16 protein-coding genes are annotated in these 17,179 nt (G+C 71.2%); 6 read left to right on the forward strand and 10 right to left on the reverse strand.

What is annotated here, in order from left to right; all coding sequences use genetic code 11:
* Positions 1-26 precede the first annotated feature (26 nt).
* A complete protein-coding gene (locus PUW82_RS02530) occupies positions 27-1,649 on the forward strand; it encodes a molybdopterin-dependent oxidoreductase (protein ID WP_274220767.1) in 1,623 nt (540 codons plus the stop codon).
* Between the two features lie 31 nt (positions 1,650-1,680).
* Here PUW82_RS02530 and PUW82_RS02535 read toward each other — a convergent pair whose 3' ends face one another.
* The 6 genes from PUW82_RS02535 to PUW82_RS02560 all read right to left on the reverse strand — a co-directional run bounded on the left by PUW82_RS02535 (position 1,681) and on the right by PUW82_RS02560 (position 8,293).
* Positions 1,681-3,594, reverse strand: a complete 1,914-nt coding sequence (locus PUW82_RS02535) for an FAD/NAD(P)-binding protein (RefSeq protein WP_274220768.1) — start codon at positions 3,592-3,594, stop codon at positions 1,681-1,683.
* A gap of 13 nt (positions 3,595-3,607) precedes the next feature.
* Positions 3,608-4,939 carry an NtaA/DmoA family FMN-dependent monooxygenase gene (locus tag PUW82_RS02540; protein WP_274220769.1) on the reverse strand — a complete coding sequence of 444 codons (1,332 nt, stop codon included), beginning with the start codon at positions 4,937-4,939 and terminating at the stop codon, positions 3,608-3,610.
* Positions 4,936-6,135, reverse strand: a complete 1,200-nt coding sequence (locus tag PUW82_RS02545) for an LLM class flavin-dependent oxidoreductase (RefSeq protein WP_274220770.1) — start codon at positions 6,133-6,135, stop codon at positions 4,936-4,938. The genes PUW82_RS02540 and PUW82_RS02545 overlap by 4 nt, the downstream gene beginning before the upstream one ends.
* A 94-nt stretch (positions 6,136-6,229) precedes the next feature.
* Complete coding sequence (locus PUW82_RS02550; RefSeq protein WP_274220771.1) at positions 6,230-6,796, reverse strand: dihydrofolate reductase family protein; 567 nt, start codon at positions 6,794-6,796, stop codon at positions 6,230-6,232.
* A 4-nt stretch (positions 6,797-6,800) separates the two neighbouring features.
* On the reverse strand, positions 6,801-7,799 hold the full coding sequence (locus tag PUW82_RS02555; RefSeq protein WP_274220772.1) for a cation diffusion facilitator family transporter: 999 nt from the start codon (positions 7,797-7,799) through the stop codon (positions 6,801-6,803).
* A complete protein-coding gene (locus PUW82_RS02560) occupies positions 7,796-8,293 on the reverse strand; it encodes a transporter substrate-binding domain-containing protein (RefSeq protein WP_274220773.1) in 498 nt (165 codons plus the stop codon). The genes PUW82_RS02555 and PUW82_RS02560 overlap by 4 nt, the downstream gene beginning before the upstream one ends.
* 135 nt (positions 8,294-8,428) lie before the next feature.
* Here PUW82_RS02560 and PUW82_RS02565 point away from each other — a divergent pair, with 135 nt between their 5' ends.
* Positions 8,429-9,715, forward strand: a complete 1,287-nt coding sequence (locus PUW82_RS02565) for an adenylosuccinate synthase (RefSeq protein ID WP_274220774.1) — start codon at positions 8,429-8,431, stop codon at positions 9,713-9,715.
* Position 9,716: 1 nt separating this feature from the next.
* The gene (locus tag PUW82_RS02570) at positions 9,717-10,913 is read left to right on the forward strand and encodes a lactonase family protein (RefSeq protein ID WP_274220775.1); all 1,197 of its coding nucleotides are present in this window, start codon (positions 9,717-9,719) and stop codon (positions 10,911-10,913) included.
* A 47-nt stretch (positions 10,914-10,960) separates the two neighbouring features.
* On the opposite strand, the gene PUW82_RS02575 is transcribed toward PUW82_RS02570, so the two are convergent.
* On the reverse strand, positions 10,961-12,112 hold the full coding sequence (locus tag PUW82_RS02575; RefSeq protein ID WP_274220776.1) for an AI-2E family transporter: 1,152 nt from the start codon (positions 12,110-12,112) through the stop codon (positions 10,961-10,963).
* Between the two features lie 100 nt (positions 12,113-12,212).
* Between PUW82_RS02575 and PUW82_RS02580 the strand changes: the two genes are divergently transcribed.
* Positions 12,213-12,509 (forward strand): chorismate mutase, encoded by a 297-nt coding sequence (locus PUW82_RS02580; RefSeq protein ID WP_274220777.1) that lies wholly within the window; start codon positions 12,213-12,215, stop codon positions 12,507-12,509.
* Positions 12,510-12,519: 10 nt separating this feature from the next.
* Here the strand turns inward: PUW82_RS02580 and PUW82_RS02585 are convergent, their stop codons facing one another.
* From PUW82_RS02585 to PUW82_RS02595, 3 genes are read right to left on the reverse strand one after another with little or no spacing between them, the layout of a single operon-like run.
* Positions 12,520-13,221, reverse strand: coding sequence for a hypothetical protein (locus PUW82_RS02585; protein WP_274220778.1), 702 nt, complete (start codon positions 13,219-13,221; stop codon positions 12,520-12,522).
* Positions 13,218-14,123: an ABC transporter ATP-binding protein gene (locus PUW82_RS02590; protein ID WP_274220779.1), complete on the reverse strand. Its 906-nt coding sequence runs from the start codon at positions 14,121-14,123 to the stop codon at positions 13,218-13,220. Before PUW82_RS02590 ends, PUW82_RS02585 begins: the two co-directional genes overlap by 4 nt.
* Entirely contained in the window at positions 14,120-14,542 is a 423-nt protein-coding gene (locus PUW82_RS02595; protein WP_274220780.1) for a GntR family transcriptional regulator, read from the reverse strand. The genes PUW82_RS02590 and PUW82_RS02595 overlap by 4 nt, the downstream gene beginning before the upstream one ends.
* Before the next feature lie 365 nt (positions 14,543-14,907).
* Between PUW82_RS02595 and PUW82_RS02600 the strand changes: the two genes are divergently transcribed.
* Together PUW82_RS02600 and PUW82_RS02605 are read left to right on the forward strand one after the other, a co-directional pair.
* Complete coding sequence (locus PUW82_RS02600) at positions 14,908-16,236, forward strand: quaternary amine ABC transporter ATP-binding protein (protein WP_274220781.1); 1,329 nt, start codon at positions 14,908-14,910, stop codon at positions 16,234-16,236.
* Positions 16,236-17,141 carry an ABC transporter permease gene (locus PUW82_RS02605; protein ID WP_274220782.1) on the forward strand — a complete coding sequence of 302 codons (906 nt, stop codon included), beginning with the start codon at positions 16,236-16,238 and terminating at the stop codon, positions 17,139-17,141. The genes PUW82_RS02600 and PUW82_RS02605 overlap by 1 nt, the downstream gene beginning before the upstream one ends.
* The last annotated feature ends 38 nt before the right edge of the window (positions 17,142-17,179 follow it).

Here is a 17,179-nt window from a genome sequence, read left to right on the forward strand (position 1 = left end):
GATCTGCCGATCGAGAGGCGACAGCAATGGCCAAGACAACCGCACCCGAGAAGCGCGACCGTTCGCGCAAGCGGGGCATCTGGTGGCTGTGGAGCGCCCTCGCCGGCATCGTCAGCGCCGCGGCGTTCCTCGCCGTCGCCGAGCTCATCGCCCTGATCGTCGCCCGGGAGAGCAGCCCGATCCTCGCGGTCGGCGCGTTCGTCATCGACATCGTCCCGCAGCCGCTGAAGGAGTTCGCGATCGCGACCTTCGGCGCCGCCGACAAGATCGTTCTGCTCGGCAGCCTCGGCCTCGCCGTGCTCGTGGCCGCGGCGATCGCCGGCATCCTGCAGTTCTTCGCGCGACCGTTCGGCCTCGTCGTGATCGCGCTCGCCGGCGTGCTGTCGACCGCCGCGATCGTCACCCGCGCCGGAGCCAGCCCGCTCGCTTTCGTGCCCCCCGTCATCGGGACCCTCGTCGGTGCCGCTGTGCTGGTGCTGCTCATCACGCGCCTGCGTCGCTGGGCCGACGGCACGGCGCCGGCTGGGGAGCACGGACGACCGGATGCCGTGGCGCCCGCTGCTCCCGCGCAGCGCGGCGTCGGACGCCGCTCCTTCCTCCTGACCACGGCCGGCGTCGGCGCCGCCGCCGTCATCGTCGGCATCGGGTCGCGCCTGCTCAACGCCACGACCGGGTCGATCGACGCCCTCCGCCGCGAGCTGCGCCTGCCCGAGCCCCGCTCGACCGTCACCATCCCCGCGGGCGCCGAGCTCGACGTCGAGGGCATTTCACCGCTCATCACGCCGAACGCCGACTTCTACCGCGTCGACACCGCCCTCACCGTGCCGTCGGTCGACCCGACGACCTGGCGGCTCGTCATCGACGGCATGGTCGACCAGCGCGTCGAGTTGAGCTTCGACGACCTCGTCGGCATGGGCCTCGACGAGTACGCCGTCACCCTCACGTGCGTCTCGAACGAGGTCGGCGGCGGTCTCGTGGGCAACGCGATCTGGCAGGGCGTCCCGATCCGCGACATCCTGCGCATGGCGGGGCCGAAGTCCGGCGCCGACATGGTGCTCTCGCGCAGCGTCGACGGCTACACCGCCTCGACGCCGCTCGATGCGCTGACCGACGAGTCGCGCGACGCGATCTTCGCGGTGGCCATGAACGGCGAGCCGCTGCCGCTCGAGCACGGCTTCCCGGTGCGGATGGTCGTGCCCGGGCTCTACGGCTACGTCTCGGCGACGAAGTGGGTCACGGAACTGAAGGTCACGACCTTCGAGGCCGACGAGGCCTACTGGACGCCGCGTGGCTACGCCGCCGAGGCCCCCATCAAGTTCTCGTCGCGGATCGACACGCCGCGCACCGGCACCCCGGTCGCGGCTGGCACCGTCGCGGTCGCCGGTATGGCGTGGGCTCAGACCGTCGGCATCGAACGGGTCGAGGTGCGCATCGACGACGGCGACTGGCAGGCCGCCACGCTGTCGACCCCGATCAACTCCGACACCTGGGTGCAGTGGGTGCTCGAGTGGCAGGCCGAGGCCGGCACGCACTACGTCGAGGTCCGCGCGGTCAACAAGAACGGCGACACGCAGGTCGAGGAGCGCGCGGCCATCGCCCCCGACGGTTCGAGCGGCTGGCAGCGCGTCCTGGTGACCGTCAGCGCCTGACCCTCACCGCCCGACCGTCAGCGCCTGACCCTCACCGCCCGACCGTCAGCGCGGGGATCGCGGCGAGGACGGCGCCGGCCGTGCGGTCGGTCTGCCGCAGCGACAGGGCGTTCGCGTGCGGCCGGGTGAACGCACCGCCCTCCGTCAGCGAGGTGAACGGACCGAGCGCGAAGAGGGATGCCGCTGGCACACCGTCGCGCGACAGGATGCGTCCGTCGTCGTCGGTGTGCACGCGACCCAGCGATCCCGTGAAGTCCGCGTCTGCGACGCGCAGCTCCGCGCCGTGTCGTGTCGCCAGGTCGCGCAGCGCCGGGTTGTCGCTGACAGCGGCCCCCGAGCCGGGCAGCCACGCGTCGACGAGGGCGCGCGCCACCGTCTCTCCGGGCACCCGCGGGCTCGCGGCGACGAAGCCGCGGCCGGGGGCGACGGCCACCGTCGTATCGGGCCCGAGGAAGCGGACGACGCCGGCATCGGCCAGCGCCAGCAGCTCCTCGAGCCGATGCGCCGGCGGGCCGCTGGCGACGTAGCTGAAGAAGGTGTGCCATCGCACCGGCAGCGAGACCGCTCGCGAGCGCGCGTTCCACCGCTCCGTCGGGATCTCCGCGAGCGCGAGGAACGACAGCAGTGCCGCGAAGAAGACGCCTTGCGCGGCGCTGCGTTCCGGGGCGGTCCGCAGGTGCAGGTCGGTGGCGATGTGATCGCACACGGCGCGATGCGCGTCATCGCCCCTCGAGAAGGTCCGGCCCGCCAGTGGCCGATCCAGCGAGGCGATGTCGAACCGGTCGAGCGGGTCCGGCACGACAGCCGCGATCGCGTCGAGCAGGGCGGGGTCGTCCCACGCGTGGGCCTGCAGCACCGCGCGGAACGCCGGCCAGTCGCCGGCGACGCGATCGGGATGCGCGGTGAACAGCTCGCGGTAATGCCCGTGCAGCAGCTCGCCGGCGATCAGCGGCCAGATGTCGGTGTCGAAGTCGACCTGCTGCGGCCGGGCGAGCAGCGTCGCGATGCGACCCGCCGTCAGCACCTCGCGCTGCGGTGGCGCGCCCTGGATCGCCGACGACACCTTCGAGCGGTAGGGGACGCCGCGCCGCGATCCCAGGTGCAGGCGGGGCTCCCGCCCCGACGCGACATAGCGCAGGCGCTCGCCGTCGCGCGTGAACCGGCCGCCCCGTCCCTGCGTCAGCAGCACGACGAGGTCGATCGCCGCGAGGCCCATACCGCGGACGATGACGTCGTCGCCGGCGGTGAGACCCGACAGGTCGGCGTCCGCGGTGAACGCGGGCGGCACGTAGACCAGCCGCTCACGCCGCGCCGCCGCGATGAGGTCGGCCGTCGCGGCATCCGGTTCGCGTCCGTTGTGTCCGACCGCGTAGACGATGACGTCGCCGCGCAGCTCCAGCCCGCTCGCCAGCGCGACGGTGTCGGGCTCGCGCACGCCGACGACGGTGTCGGCCCGCCAGCGCACGGTGACCCCCGGCGGTGCCTGCGCCACCGTTCGCGCGAAGAACCAGGCGAGGTACTGGCTGTGCAGGCGGCGGGTCGGAAAGCTGTCGCCCCGCAGCCCCCGCGCCTCGGCGGCCACGACCTCGTCGTCGATCTCGGCGTCGGGCCCGACGGTGCCGAGCCGGCCGTCGCGCCACAGCTCCGCCCATTCGATGAGCGACGGCCCCGGGCGGATCGGGCCCGCGATCGTGCAGCTGTCATCGGTGAAGACCGTGACGTCCCGCGCCATCGAGTTGAGCTTCAGCAAGGGCGACTGGGCCCGCCGCCAGATGCGTCCCCCGCCCGGGGGATGCGGGTCGATCAGCTCGACGTGCAAGCGTGGCGCACCGACATCCCGGGCATCGCCACCGCCCGCCTCCGCACCGAAGCGCGCGATGATGCGCTCGAGCAGCATGATGGCCCGCGGGCCGGCGCCGATGAGCACGACCCGTCGGGCGTTCACGCGCGCGCCCCGGTCACCGCGCCGCGGCGTCGGGCAGCAGCGCACGCGCCGGTGCCGGCAGCCCGAGCAGATCGCGCAGCGTCGCGCCCTCGTCGTAGCTGCGCCGGTACGAGCCGCGCTCCTGCAGCAGCGGCACGACCCGCGTCGCGAAGTCGTCGAGACCGTGCGGCGTGAGGTGGCCGACCACCGTGAAACCGTCGGTCGCGCGCTCCTGCACGTACCGGTCGATCTCGCTCGCGATGTGCTCGGGCGTTCCGACGAACGTGTGCTTCGCGGTCAGCCGGATCACGAGCTCGCGGATGCTCAGCCCTTCGGCCTGCGACAGCTCGCGCAACGACGCGATGCGCGCCTGCACCGCGGCATGTCGGTTCGCCCAGCCCCGCGCCGTCTCGGCGCCGGTGTCGGGTTCGACGTCGGGCAGCGGCCCGTCGGGGTCGTAGCCGCTGAGGTCGCGGCCCCACACCTGCTCGAGGTAGGTGAGGGCCTGCTCGGGGCGCACCTGCTGCAACGCGATCTCGCGCGAACGCTCGCGCGCCTCGGCATCCGTGTCGCCAAGCACGAAGGTGGCGGCGGGCAGGATCTTCAACGAGTCCTCGTCGCGGCCCCACGCCGCGAGCCGGCCCTTGACGTCGTCGTAGAACACCCGCGCCGCCGCGAAGTCCTGGTGCAGCGAGAAGATGACCTCGGCGTGCTCCGCCCCGAAGTCCCGACCGTCGGCGGAGTCGCCGGCCTGCACGATCACCGGGCGCCCCTGCGGCGACCGCGGCACGTCGAACAGTGCGTCGACGTCGAACTGCGCGCCGGCGTGACGGATGCGGCGTGGCAGTGCCTCGTCCTCGTCCCACGAGTCCCAGAGCTTCTTCGACAGCGCCGCGAACTCCTTCGCCCGCTCGTAGCGGTCGGCATGGGCGAGGAAGCCGCCGCGCCGGAAGTTCGCCCCGTGGAACGCGTCCGAGCTGGTCACCGCGTTCCACCCGGCGCGGCCACCGGAGAGGTGGTCGAGGGTCGCGAGCTGACGGGCGAGCTCGTACGGCTCGTTGAAGGTCGTGCTGAGCGTGCCGACGAGGCCGACGTGGTCGGTCACCGCGCTCAGCGCGGCCAGCACGGCGAGCGTGTTCGGGCGGCCCAGCACGTCGAGCTCCTGCACGCGCCCCTTGTGCTCGCGCAGCCGCAGCCCCTCGGCGAGGAAGACGTAGTCGAAGAAGCCGCGCTCGGCGGTGCGGGCGAAGTACTCGAAGGCGGCGAAGTCGATCTGACTGCCCGAGGCGGCGTCGGTCCACACCGTCGTGCTGTTGACGCCGGGGAAGTGGGCGGCCAGGTGGATCTGGCGGGGCGAGCGGCTCACGGGGCGACCTTCTCTCGTGCCGAAGCGGGGCGGTGATCTCGGGCCGGGCTGCCGGCGTAGCGGCTCGGCGGACGCGGCAGCCCGAGCCGGCCGCGCAGGGTGGCGGCGTCGTCGTCGCGCAGCACCCGTGTGGCGCGCAGCAGCGGCGCGAGGCGGTCGGCGATCGCGACGACGTCGTCGGGCTGGCGCGCCGGCCGCAGCCGCACACCGTCGACGCCCGTCTCGGCCAGGGCGCGGATGTGATCGGCGACCTCGGTCGGCGTGCCCGCGACGACGGCGGCATCCGATCGGAACGCGCCCCCGTCCAACTCGTCGAGTCGGGCGAGCGCATCCCGGGCGCGTCCGGGAACGTCGTCGATCAGCACGACGAGATCCGCGAACACGCGCAGACGCTCGGCGGACCGCCGCAGCTCCGCCGCTGCACCGTCGAGCTCGGCGAGGATGCCGGTGGCCGCGGCGGGGCCGTGCGGCGTGACGAACACGACATCGGCGTGCTCGGCCGCCAGGCGATAGGGCGTGCTCTCGTGGGCGAGCACCGCGACGATCGGGCGGCCCTGCGGGGAGCGCGGAACGATCGAGGCGCCCGTGATCGAGAAGAACTCGCCCGCGACGTCGACGTTGTGGATGCGGTCGGCGTCGACGAAGCGCCCGGTCGCGGCATCCCGGATGATCGCGTCGTCCTGCCACGAGTCCCAGAGCCGGCCCAGGGCGTCGGCGACCTCGCCCGCCTCGCGGAACCCGGCGTCGGCGTCGAGCTCGTCGCGGCGCCCGAAGTTCGCGCGCTCCGCCGCCGACCCGCCGACGACGAGACGCACGCCGGCGCGGCCCCGGCTGGCGAAGTCGACCGTCTGGATGCCGGTGGCGACGTGGAACGGCTCGGTATGGGTCGTCGTGACCGTGGGGATGAGGCCGATGCGGTGCGTCAGCGGCGCGAGCGCCGAGGCGAGCAGCACCGCGTCGAGGCGACCGCGCACGCGACCGGGGGTCGGGTCGTCGGGATCCTCGAAGCGATCGGTGAGGGCCAGGGCGTCCTCGATCGTCGCGAACACCACTCCGGCGCGGTCGAGCGCCCGGATCTGATCGGCCCACGGTTTCGGCGTGACGAGATCGCGGGGCCGAACCCCCGCTGCGCGCCCGGCGGCGGGATGCCAGCCGGCCCGCTCGAGGGCGACGGCGAGATGGATGCGGTGCGACATGCCCCCACTGTCGACCGCTGCCGACGAGCGGACCAAGGCCGCACGTCACGCGGCGACACCTGTCGTAACGGGGCTTCGTTCAGGACCGCTTCGGTCAGACGGGGGAGACCACCCGGTAGCGGGTGGCGACGGCGCCCGACCGGAACGGCGTCCGCGTGACCTCCGTCAGGGTGATCGGCCGCGCCAGCCCCGCGAGCAGCATCGGCCCGTGCCCCGCGATGATCGGGTGCACGAGGAACTCGAACTCGTCGACCAGGCCCATCTCGGCGAGGGCGGTGGGAAGCGCCACCCCGCCCACCCACAGGCCGTTGCCGGGCTCGCGCTTGAGTCGTTCGACCGTCCCGCGCAGATCGTCGCGCACGAGCTCGGCGTTCCAGTCCACCGTCTCGAGCGTGCGCGACACGACGTACTTCTTCGCCCGGTCGATGCTCTCGGCGAAGGCGATCTCACCCGCATCCATCCATTCCGGCCAGGCACCGGTCGCGGGCCGGCGCCACGCGGACTCCATCATCTCGTAGGTCACCCGGCCGAGCAGCAGCGCGTCCGCGTCCGCCATCTGCGCGGCCCAGAACCGCATCGACTCCTCGTCGGGCGGCAGCCCTTCGGCGTGGTCGCAGCACCCGTCGAGGGTCACGTTGATCGCGTACCGCAGCGGTCTCATGGCGTCACCGCGACCCGTCCGGCGCCGGGGTGACCGGCACCACCTCGGGCAGCTCCGTCACCGGGACGAGGACGATGTCCTGCACCTTCCAGTCCAGCTCGACGCAGCCGGCGCGCGCCGCCTCGAGGCGCTCGAGGGTCAGCTCGTCGTCGCCGGTCGGGACGATGAACGCCTCGATATGGAAGACGTGCCCCTCGTCGCGCACCCGGCTGCCCACGGACGAGACCCATGGCAGGCCGGCGAGATAGGCGTCGACCCGACCGGCGAGCGGGTGCGGCTGCGCGTCGTCGAACGTCGTGGCGCGGGCATCCATGAGGTCGACGATCGCGGCACGCAGGTTCTTCAGGCCGTCGCGCAGGATGCTCGACGCGATGAACAATGCGGCAGCGGCATCCAGCCACCAGATGCCCAGGCCGATGCCGGTCACACCGACGATCGAGCCGACGGCCGTCATCCAGTCGGCCTTGTTCATGTCGGCGTCGGCGTACAGCACCTTGTTGTGCAGCTCGCGCGCGAGGCGGATCTTCGCGTGCCCGAGCAGCACCGGCGGTACGGCCGTCAGCGCCATGACGCCGATCATGAGCCAGCCGAGCCAGATCGACGCCCCGAACAGCTCGACCGTGCCGATCGTGGGGTGCTCGCCGCTGAACAGCCCGATCGCCGAGTCGACGATGAGATAGGTGCCCATCGTCGTCAGCGCGACGGCGGCGACGAGATGGCCGACCCCGACCGACCGGTGATAGCCGTACGGATGCTGGAGCGTCGGCGACTTCCGGTTGACGCGGATCGCGATGAGGAACGCCAGCGGCGGGATGAACGACAGCAGGTCCTCGATCCACGCGGCCTTCATCGCCTGCGAGTTGCCGAGAACGAGGAAGACGAGGAGGACGGTGACGGCGAGGAAGCCGATCGTCAGCCACTCGAGCCGCACGGCCCGCCGCAGCGCCGCGACCTGACGGTCGGGCAGCGTCGCCCGCCCGAAGGTGACCTGTTCCGGGCTCACAGTGCGCCCGCCTTCGCACGCTCCGACAGGAAGGTCTCGAGTCGCGAGAGGAAGGCGTTCTCGCCGAGCGGCACGAGCATGACGAGCTTGAGCGTTGAACCGTCCTGTGCCGTGACCTCGGCATACGGCCGCGTCATCCCGGCCTTGTTCGTCCACGGCGTCTGGTCGGTCAGCCCGCCCGCGATGAGGTCGAGCCCCCCGTTCTCGAGCTCGCGCACGAGCGCTTCCTCCGACCCGATCGTCCACTCCACGTCCGCATCGAGCGAGTCCGCGAACGCGCGGATCGCATCCGCCTCGCTGCCGCTGGGCTCGTCGTCGCTGACGTCCATCAGCCGGCCGTTCGGAGTGACTCCGGCGCGCAGGGTGCCGCCGGTGACGGCATCCAGCGTCCCCGACGGATCGGCGGGGATGGCCGCGCCGCATCCCGCGAGCGACAGGGACGTCAGGGTGACCAGCGTCACGACGGCGACGCGCATCCGTGCGGACAGGCGCATGCGGCTCCTCTTCGGTCGGGTGATGCGGACGGCCCAGAATGTACTCCGCCGCCCCGCCCCGCGGCAGGGGGGTTGCGTCGGAGGCCTATCGATAGGATGGGGTGCAATCCCTCCTCGACAGAAAGGGAGATCCGCATGCCGGGAATCGTCATCGTCGGCGTCCAGTGGGGCGACGAGGGCAAGGGCAAGGCCACCGACCTGCTCGGTGATCGCACCGATTGGGTCGTCAAGTTCAACGGCGGCAACAACGCCGGGCACACCGTCGTCATCGGCAACGAGAAGTACGCCCTGCACCTGCTGCCCAGCGGCATCCTGTCGCCCGGCGTCAACGCCGTCATCGGCAACGGCGTCGTCGTCGACCTCGAGGTCCTCTTCGCCGAGCTCGAAGCGCTCTCGGCGCGCGGCCTCGACATCTCGCGCCTCAAGGTGAGCGCGAACGCCCACCTCATCACGCAGTACCACCGCACGCTCGACAAGGTCAGCGAGCGGTTCCTCGGCAAGCGGCAGATCGGCACGACCGGCCGCGGCATCGGTCCGGCCTACGCCGACAAGATCAACCGCGTCGGCATCCGCGTGCAGGACCTGTTCGACGAGAACATCCTGCGGCAGAAGGTCGAGGGCGCCCTCGATCAGAAGAACCACCTGCTGGTGAAGGTCTTCAACCGCCGGTCGATCACCGCCGACGAGATCGTCGACGACCTGCTCTCGTACGCCGAGCGCCTGCGCCCGATGGTGTGCGACACCGGTCTGCTGCTGAACGACGCCCTCGACGCGGGCGACGTCGTCGTCTTCGAGGGTGGCCAGGCCACGATGCTCGACGTCGACCACGGCACGTACCCGTTCGTGACCTCGTCGTCGGCGACGGCGGGCGGCGCGGCCACCGGTTCCGGCGTCGGCCCGAACCGTCTCGACCGCATCGTCGGCATCGTCAAGGCCTACACGACGCGTGTGGGCTCGGGTCCGTTCCCCACCGAGCTGTTCGACGAGAACGGCGACTTCCTGCGCTCGCGCGGGTTCGAGTTCGGCACCACGACCGGCCGCCCGCGCCGCGTCGGCTGGTACGACGCCCCGATCACGCGGTACGCGACGCGCATCAACGGCATCACCGACCTCGTGCTCACCAAGCTCGACATCCTCACCGGACTCGACCAGATCCCTGTCTGCGTCGCCTACGACGTCGACGGCGAGCGGTTCGACGAGGTGCCGGTCAACCAGTCGGACTTCCACCACGCCAAGCCGATCCTCGAGTACTTCCCCGGCTGGAAGCAGGACATCTCGACGGCGCGGACCTTCGACGACCTGCCGATCGAGGCGCAGGACTACGTCCTCGCCCTGGAAGAGATGAGCGGCACGCGCATCTCGGTGATCGGCGTCGGTCCCTCGCGCGACGCGGTGATCGTCCGCCACGACCTCGTCGACTGACGTGCGGCTGCTGCTGGGCGGCTACACCGCCGACATGGGCGGCGAGGCGCGCGGCATCGGCCTCATCCACGCGGACGACCCCGACGCGGCGACCGCTGGTGGCCAGCTCGCGCTGCGCCCCGAAGTGGTCGCCGCGTCGTCGCCGTCGTGGGTGGCGCGGCATCCGACGCTCGACGTCATCTACGCGGCGCTCGAGTACCGCGGCGTCGTGCAGGCCTACCGGCGCACCGGTCCCGACGCGTGGACGCCGCTCGGTGCCGCTGTGCCCGCGGGCGAGGCGGTGTGCCACGTCGCCGTCGCCCCCGACGGCGGATCGCTCGTGGCGAGCTGCTGGAGCGACGGCCGCGTCGTCCGGATGAGGCTGGATGCCGCGGGCGCGATCTCGGCGCCGGTCATCGCGCCCGCCGCGATCGACCCGTACGGACCGGATGCCGCCGACCCGGCCGTCGCCGCGGCATCCGCCTCCGCCGGCGACATCGACCTCGCCGCGGCGGCCCGCGCCCTGCGCGAGGCCGCCGGTCCCGAGTTCGCGCACCTCGTGCCCGGCTACGACGAGCCGGTGCCGGCAGCGCCCCCGACGCAGAGCGACGCCGATCCCACGACACGTCCCTCGCGGGCCCACCAGGCGCGCTACCTGCCCCGCGGCCTCATCGTCACGACCGACATGGGCCTCGACCTCGTCCGGTTCTGGCGCGACTCCGCCGCGGGGCTGCGTCCGGTGCAGGAGGTTGCCCTCCCGCTCGGCAGCGGCCCGCGCCACACGCTGTGGCATCCGAGCGGCCACCTGTACGTGCTGACCGAGCTGTCACGAGAAGTGTTCGTGCTGGGCGCCGACCGCGAGGGGACGTGGCGGATGCTGTCCGCGACCCCGCTCGCGGGCGTCCTCGCCGACGACACCGCCGCCGAGATCGCCATGACCCCGGACGGCGAGACCGTCTACGCCGGCGTCCGCGGCAGCGACACGCTCGGCGTGCTGCGGGTGCGCGACGCCGGTGACCGGCTGCAGCAGCTCGCGCTCGTCGACGCCGGCGTCCGGTGGCCGCGTCACCACGTCGTCGTCCGCGACACCCTGCTCGTAGCGGGGCAGCTGTCGGACGAGGTCGTCTCGATGACGCGCGATCCGCGCACCGGGGTGCCGGGGCGACCGCGCCACCGGGTCACGGCGCCGAGCCCGACCTGCGTGCTTCCGCTGCCCTGACGCTGCCCTGACGCTGCTCTCGCGCAAGAGCGCCAGACGCCGGATCGTCAGACGCCGCGCTTCTTCGCATCCTGTCGCGGGATGATGATCTGGTTGACGATCAGCAGGATCGACGCGGTGACCGGGATGGCCACGAGCGCACCGAGCAGCCCGAGAAGCGTGCCGCCGACCAGCGCACCGATCACGACGAGCGAGCCCGGCACCGCCACGGTGCGGTTCATGACCCGCGGTGTCAGCAGGTATGCCTCGATCTGCATGTAGACGAGGTACACCCCCGCGAAGACGATCGCGGTGACGGGAGCCGTCGGGTCGGTGAGGAACGTCACGACCGTCGCACCGACCCAGAACAGCACCGATCCGACGAGGGGGATGAGCGTGATGGCGAACGCGAGCACCGCCAGCAGGGCGGCGAACGGGACGCCGAGGATCGTCAGCAGGATGAAGGCGAAGATCGCGTTCATGGCCGCGAGGACGACCATCCCGGCGAGGTAGCCACCGACCGACTCGGTGATCTGGCGCGTCATCTCGGCGACGGTCTCGCGCGAGCGCGCGGGCGAGAGGCGCACGAGGGCGTTCTTCATCTTGGGCAGCGACGCCAGGAAGTACAGGCTCAGCACGAGCACGATGATCCCGCCCGAGATCGCGGTGACGACGTTGACGCCCACCTGCAGCAGGCCCCCGCCGATGGCGGCGATGTTCGAGGGGTTGGTGACGAAGCTCTGGATCTCGTCGAAGACGTCGCTCAGGCTGTCGCCGAACGTGCTCTCGAGCCAGAGGACCGCCTCGCTGCGCAGGATGTCGTCGACGATCGACGGCACATCGCGGACGAACTGCTCGACCTGCCGGACGACCGGCGGAAGCACGATCCACAGCATCCCGGCGATCACCGCCGCGAGCGCCGCGAACGTGACGACGATGCCCCACGCGCGCTTGATGCCGCGCCGCACGAGGAAGCGCACGAGCGGGTCGAGCGCGAGCGCGACGAACAGCGCGATCGCGATGTAGATGAGCACCGTCGACAGGCTCGAGATCGCCAGACCCAGGACGATCGCGGTGAGCGCCCCGAGCGTCAGGAAGAACCCGGCGGCGAAGGGCCGGGCCAGGCCACCCCACACGGGTCGGTCGCGTGTCGCGAGCGCGGTCTCGGTCGATGCCGACGACTCGGCCGCGCCGATGCTGCTGATGCGAGGCTTCGTCATGGTCACACTCTAGGACGCGTGACCGGATGCAGCCGGGCCCGCGTCACCGAGTGGGTGACGCCCCGACGCGGGCGGTAGGGTCGGCGGGGAAGGAGCCGCCATGACCGACGCCACGACCGAACTCCAGCGCCTGCGCGCGAGCATCGACAACATCGACGCCGCGCTCGTCTTCATGCTGGCCGAGCGCTTCCGCTGCACGAAGCAGGTCGGCGAGCTGAAGGCCGCGCACGGGATGCCGGCATCCGACCCCGGCCGCGAGGAAAGGCAGATCGCCCGCCTGCGCCGCCTTGCCGAAGAGGCCGACCTCGACCCCGAGTTCGCGCAGAAGTGGTTCGGCTTCGTGGTGGCGGAGGTCATCCGCCACCACCGCATCGCCGCCGAGGACGCGTCGGACTGAGGCTCCGCGCTCAGGGCGTCGCGCGCCGCAGCACCGGGAACGACACCGCGGCGAGCAGGGCCGAGAGGGCGATGACCCCGGCCGTCAGACCTGTCGGCCCGGCATCCGCAATCCTCGTGAACACGACCTCCCAGGCATCGAGGCTGCCGATCAGCCACATCGCTACGACGCCGAGAGCGACGATCCCCAGCGAGACGATGGTGAGTACGGCGGTGCCGAAGCGCTTGTACACCGTCGCGCCGGCGAATCCCACGAGGAAGAACAGCATCGACAGGCCGAGGTAGAACAGCCCCGCCACGAGCGGCCCGGCCGCCCAGAGCCAGTCGAGCCGGAAGAAGTAGCCGTTCATGCCCCAGCCTCCCGTCGCGTCCTCGATCAGACCGCCCAGGACGAACACGATCGCCATCGCAGCGGAAGTGACCAACGCCACCAGCAACGTGCCCGCGAAGAACTCGCGTCGCGACACGCTCATCGCCTGCGAGAACGGGAACGTGAACGTCAGGGCCTGAGCCCCGATGACGGCGAAGTACCACAGCGGAGCTTGCGCGCCGCCGCCGTACATCGGAGTGTCATCCGGGACCCCCGAGCTGCGCAGGATCGCATACACGGCGAGGTTGATCACGAGTGCACCGCCGAGCACGAGCGCCGGCACCCAGACGAAGGTCTGCTTGTTGACGAGCTGCATGCGGGCGACATTGAACGTACGGTTCATCGCCGGACTCCTTCCGAGGATGCCGCGGGGCTCGCGGCGGACTGCTGGGTGAGGCGGACGACGAGCTGCTGCAGCGAGACCGCCGAGGTTTCCAGGCCCGCGGTCTGCAGTGCGGCTCGGTCGGCGGGGCTGAGAGCCCCCAGGACGGTGACGCTCGCGACACGTCCCAGGCCCTCGCGGTGCAGGACCTCGCGGCCCGTGACGAAGGCGTCGACCGCGGCGGCATCCCCCACGATCGTCGTGGCGCGGTCGCGGACGGCATCGGTGTCGTCATCGAGGAGGATCGCTCCGCGATCGATGAGGATGACGCGTTCGATGAGGTTCGCGACCTCGTCGATGAGGTGGCTCGACAGCACCACTGTGCGCGGGTGCTCGGCGTAGTCGGCGAGCAACCGGTCGTAGAAGATCTGACGAGCGGTGGCGTCCAAGCCGAGGTAGGGCTCGTCGAAGAACGTGAGTTCGGCCCGTGAGGCGAGCCCGATGATGACGCCGACCATCGACAGCTGGCCGCGCGACAGCTTCTTGATCGTCCGCTTCATCGGCAGCTGGAACTGATCGACGAGCTCGTCGGCGAGGTCTTGATCCCACCGCGGGAAGAACAGCCGCGCCATGCGCAGTGCGTGGCGCGGGGTCGCGTCATCGGGGTACTTCTGGCTTTCGCGCACGAAGCACATGCGGCTGAGCACCGCCGGATTCTCGAAGGGGTCCTGCCCGAAGACACGCACGCGCCCGCTCGTGGCGAAGTTCTGCGCGGTCAGGATCGACATGAGCGTCGTCTTGCCGGCGCCGTTGCGGCCGAGGAGACCGTAGATCGTGTTCTCGGCAAGGGTCAGGTTCACCCCGTCGAGGGCGAGGGTGTCGCGGTAGCGCTTGGTGAGATCGCTCACCTCGATGACGGTCATCGGTCGTTCCTCTCGGTCGTCGGGCCTGTCGTGGGCGCGCTGTCGCTGCGGCCGTCGCGGGCTGCGGCCGCCCGGTCGCGGACGAGCTGCGCGAGCTCGTCGGGGGTCAAGCCGAGGGTGCGGGCCTCGGCGAGAAGGGGTTGGATGAAGCGGTCGGCGAAGGCGGCGCGACGTTCGGCCCGGAGCTGATGGCGCGCGCCTTCGGCGACGAACATGCCGATGCCGCGGCGCTTCACGAGTACGCCCTTGTCGACGAGCATGGTGATTCCCTTCGCGGCAGTCGCCGGGTTGATGCGGTAGAACGCGGCCAGTTCGTTCGTCGACGGCGCGCGGGTGTCTTCCGCGAGGCTGCCGTCGACGATGGAGTCCTCGACTCGCTCGGCGATCTGCAGGAAGAGGGGCTTCCCTTCGTCGATCACGATGCGTCTCGGGTCTGTCGGTTAGTCACTCAAGTAATGAACCACAGAAGAGGGGCTGGCGTCAAGACGTGGTGCCCAAACGCGCGCGTGATACCGGAATGGCCGGTCGAGGGGCAAATCGCTGACCGATTTGCACGGCTCCAGCGAACGTGAAACGTTGGATGAGGCCCATGATGGGCCGACCCGACCAGTCCGCGGTCGCTGGTGGTGGCCTCCCTCGGCCGCCAGACCGGTGAGCGTATGGTCGGCGGCCCGTGCCCGTGGATCCGACATCCACCCGCCGTGGCGCTGTCGTGAGACGTGCGCCGGGAGGTCGCCACCCGGGCGTGACCGATGCAGCCCTGCACCGGCTGCCGAGGTGACCAGTGACCATTCCGCCTGCTCCGGGGGAGACGACAGCAGTCCCCGCGCTCGAGGCGAAGAACCTGTACAAGGTCTTCGGCCGCAACCCCAAGTCCGTCGTCGAGAAGCTCCGCCGCGGCGCTCAGCGCAGCGAGATCCCCGACGCCGGCACCGCCGCCGTCATCGACGCGTCCTTCACCGTCCAGCCCGGCGAGATCTTCGTGATCATGGGCCTGTCGGGCTCGGGCAAGTCGACGCTCATCCGCATGCTCAACGGGCTGCACGACGCGACCGCCGGCTCCATCACGGTGAAGGGCGACTCGATCACCGACGTCGCTCCCGCGCGGCTGCGCACCATCCGCCGCGAACGCATCGCGATGGTGTTCCAGCACTTCGCCCTGCTGCCGCACCGTACCGTCGCCGCGAACGTCGCCTATCCGCTCGAACTGCGCGGCGTGAGCAAGAGCGAGCGGCTCGCGAAGGCCGAGGAGATCCTCGCGCTCGTCGGCCTGCAGGGCTGGGGCGACAAGCTGCCCTCGGCGCTCTCGGGCGGGATGCAGCAGCGCGTCGGCATCGCCCGCGCGCTCGCCGCCGACAGCGACATCCTGCTGATGGACGAGGCGTTCAGCGCGCTCGACCCGCTCATCCGCCGCGAGATGCAGGAACAGTTGCTCGAACTGCAGCAGAAGCTGCAGAAGACGATCATCTTCATCACGCACGACCTCAACGAGGCGATGTTCCTCGGCGATCGCATCGCCGTCATGCGAGACGGACGTATCGTTCAGATCGGCACCCCCGAAGACATCCTCACCGACCCGGCGAACGACTACGTCGAGCAGTTCGTGCAGGATGTCGACCGGGCACGCGTGCTCACCGCCGCCAACGTCATGGAGCGCCCGCGACCTGTCGTGGCCGAATCGGCCGGGCCGCGCGTCGCCCTCAAGCAGATGCGCGACGCGTTCATGTCGGCCGCCTACGTCGTGGGGCGCGACCGCACGCTGCTCGGCGTCGTCACCGACCGCGATGCCGTCAAGCTCGTGCGTCGTGGCGAATCGTCGCTCGGCTCCATCATCAAGACCGCGCCGCAGACGGTGCGTCAGGACGAGGTGCTGATGAACCTGTTCGTGCCCGCCGTCGAGTCGCCGCTGCCGCTGGCCGTGACCGACGACGACGGCCGCCTCGTCGGCGTCATCCCGCGTATCACCCTGCTCGCCGCGCTCGGTCCCGGACCCGGCGCGACCGAGGAGATCACGATCCCGCTGCAGCCCATGCCGCAGGCCACGATCGACCAGGTTCTGGCCGAGGCGTCCGCCGTCGATGCGCGCGCCAACGAGAACGAGGGGGTGCGCTGATGGACGGGTTCCGCATCCCGCTCGGCGAATGGGCCGAGGTGGCCGTCGCCGCGATCCGCGACAACCTCTCGTGGCTGCTGCGCGGCATCTCCGAGGCGGTCGGCTGGCTCGTCGGTTCGCTCGCCGACCTGCTGCTGAACGCCCCCATCGTGCTGGTCATCATCGTGGCGGCGCTGCTGGGCTGGGCGCTGCGCTCGTGGAAGTTCGCCCTCGGCACCGCGATCTCGTTCGCGGTCATCCTCGGGGTCGGCCAGTGGGTCACGGCGATGCAGACGCTCGCCCTCGTGCTCATCGCGACGGTCATCGCCGTCGTCGTCGCGGTGCCGCTCGGCATCCTCGCCGCCCGAAGCGACCGCTTCAGCGCGATCCTCAAGCCGGTGCTCGACCTCATGCAGGCGATGCCGGGCTTCGTCTACCTGATCCCCGCGATCGTGTTCTTCAGCATCGGGTTCGTGCCCGGGCTCGTCGCGACCGTCATCTTCGCGCTGCCCCCGGGCGTCCGACTCACCGAGCTCGGCATCCGCGGCGTCGACGCCGAGACGGTCGAGGCTGGGCACGCGTTCGGTGCGACGCCCGGACAGATCCTGCGCGGCGTGCAGCTGCCGCTGGCGATGCCCACGATCATGACCGGCGTCAACCAGGTCATCATGCTCGCCCTGTCGATGGCCGTCATCGCCGGTATCGCCGGCGCCCCCGGCCTGGGCAAGGAGATCGTGCAGGCCATGTCGACGGTGAACATCGGCACCGGCGTCGAGGCGGGCCTGAGCGTCGTCATCCTCGCGATCTACCTTGACCGCCTCACGTCGGCGCTCGGCGACCTGCGCGGGCAGCGGTCCTCGCTGCTCGGCCTCGTGGGCCGTCGTCGTGCCGCCGCCACCCGGCGCGCACTCGTCCCTGCGGCCTGACCGCCGCGGCATCCCTGCACCCATACGGAACGTACGAC

The organism is Microbacterium thalli, from assembly GCF_028737325.1.
GTDB lineage: Bacteria > Actinomycetota > Actinomycetes > Actinomycetales > Microbacteriaceae > Microbacterium > Microbacterium thalli.

Excerpts from the sequence above, each read along its gene's own strand:
- PUW82_RS02590 (WP_274220779.1), bottom strand. The coding sequence starts at position 14,123 with ATGACCGTCATCGAGGTGAGCGATCTCACCAAGCGCTACCGCGACACC.
- PUW82_RS02565 (WP_274220774.1), top strand. The coding sequence starts at position 8,429 with ATGCCGGGAATCGTCATCGTCGGCGTCCAGTGGGGCGACGAGGGCAAG.
- PUW82_RS02530 (WP_274220767.1), top strand. The coding sequence starts at position 27 with ATGGCCAAGACAACCGCACCCGAGAAGCGCGACCGTTCGCGCAAGCGG.
- PUW82_RS02550 (WP_274220771.1), bottom strand. The coding sequence starts at position 6,796 with ATGAGACCGCTGCGGTACGCGATCAACGTGACCCTCGACGGGTGCTGC.
- PUW82_RS02580 (WP_274220777.1), top strand. The coding sequence starts at position 12,213 with ATGACCGACGCCACGACCGAACTCCAGCGCCTGCGCGCGAGCATCGAC.
- PUW82_RS02545 (WP_274220770.1), bottom strand. The coding sequence starts at position 6,135 with ATGTCGCACCGCATCCATCTCGCCGTCGCCCTCGAGCGGGCCGGCTGG.
- PUW82_RS02585 (WP_274220778.1), bottom strand. The coding sequence starts at position 13,221 with ATGAACCGTACGTTCAATGTCGCCCGCATGCAGCTCGTCAACAAGCAG.
- PUW82_RS02605 (WP_274220782.1), top strand. The coding sequence starts at position 16,236 with ATGGACGGGTTCCGCATCCCGCTCGGCGAATGGGCCGAGGTGGCCGTC.
- PUW82_RS02575 (WP_274220776.1), bottom strand. The coding sequence starts at position 12,112 with ATGACGAAGCCTCGCATCAGCAGCATCGGCGCGGCCGAGTCGTCGGCA.
- PUW82_RS02560 (WP_274220773.1), bottom strand. The coding sequence starts at position 8,293 with ATGCGCCTGTCCGCACGGATGCGCGTCGCCGTCGTGACGCTGGTCACC.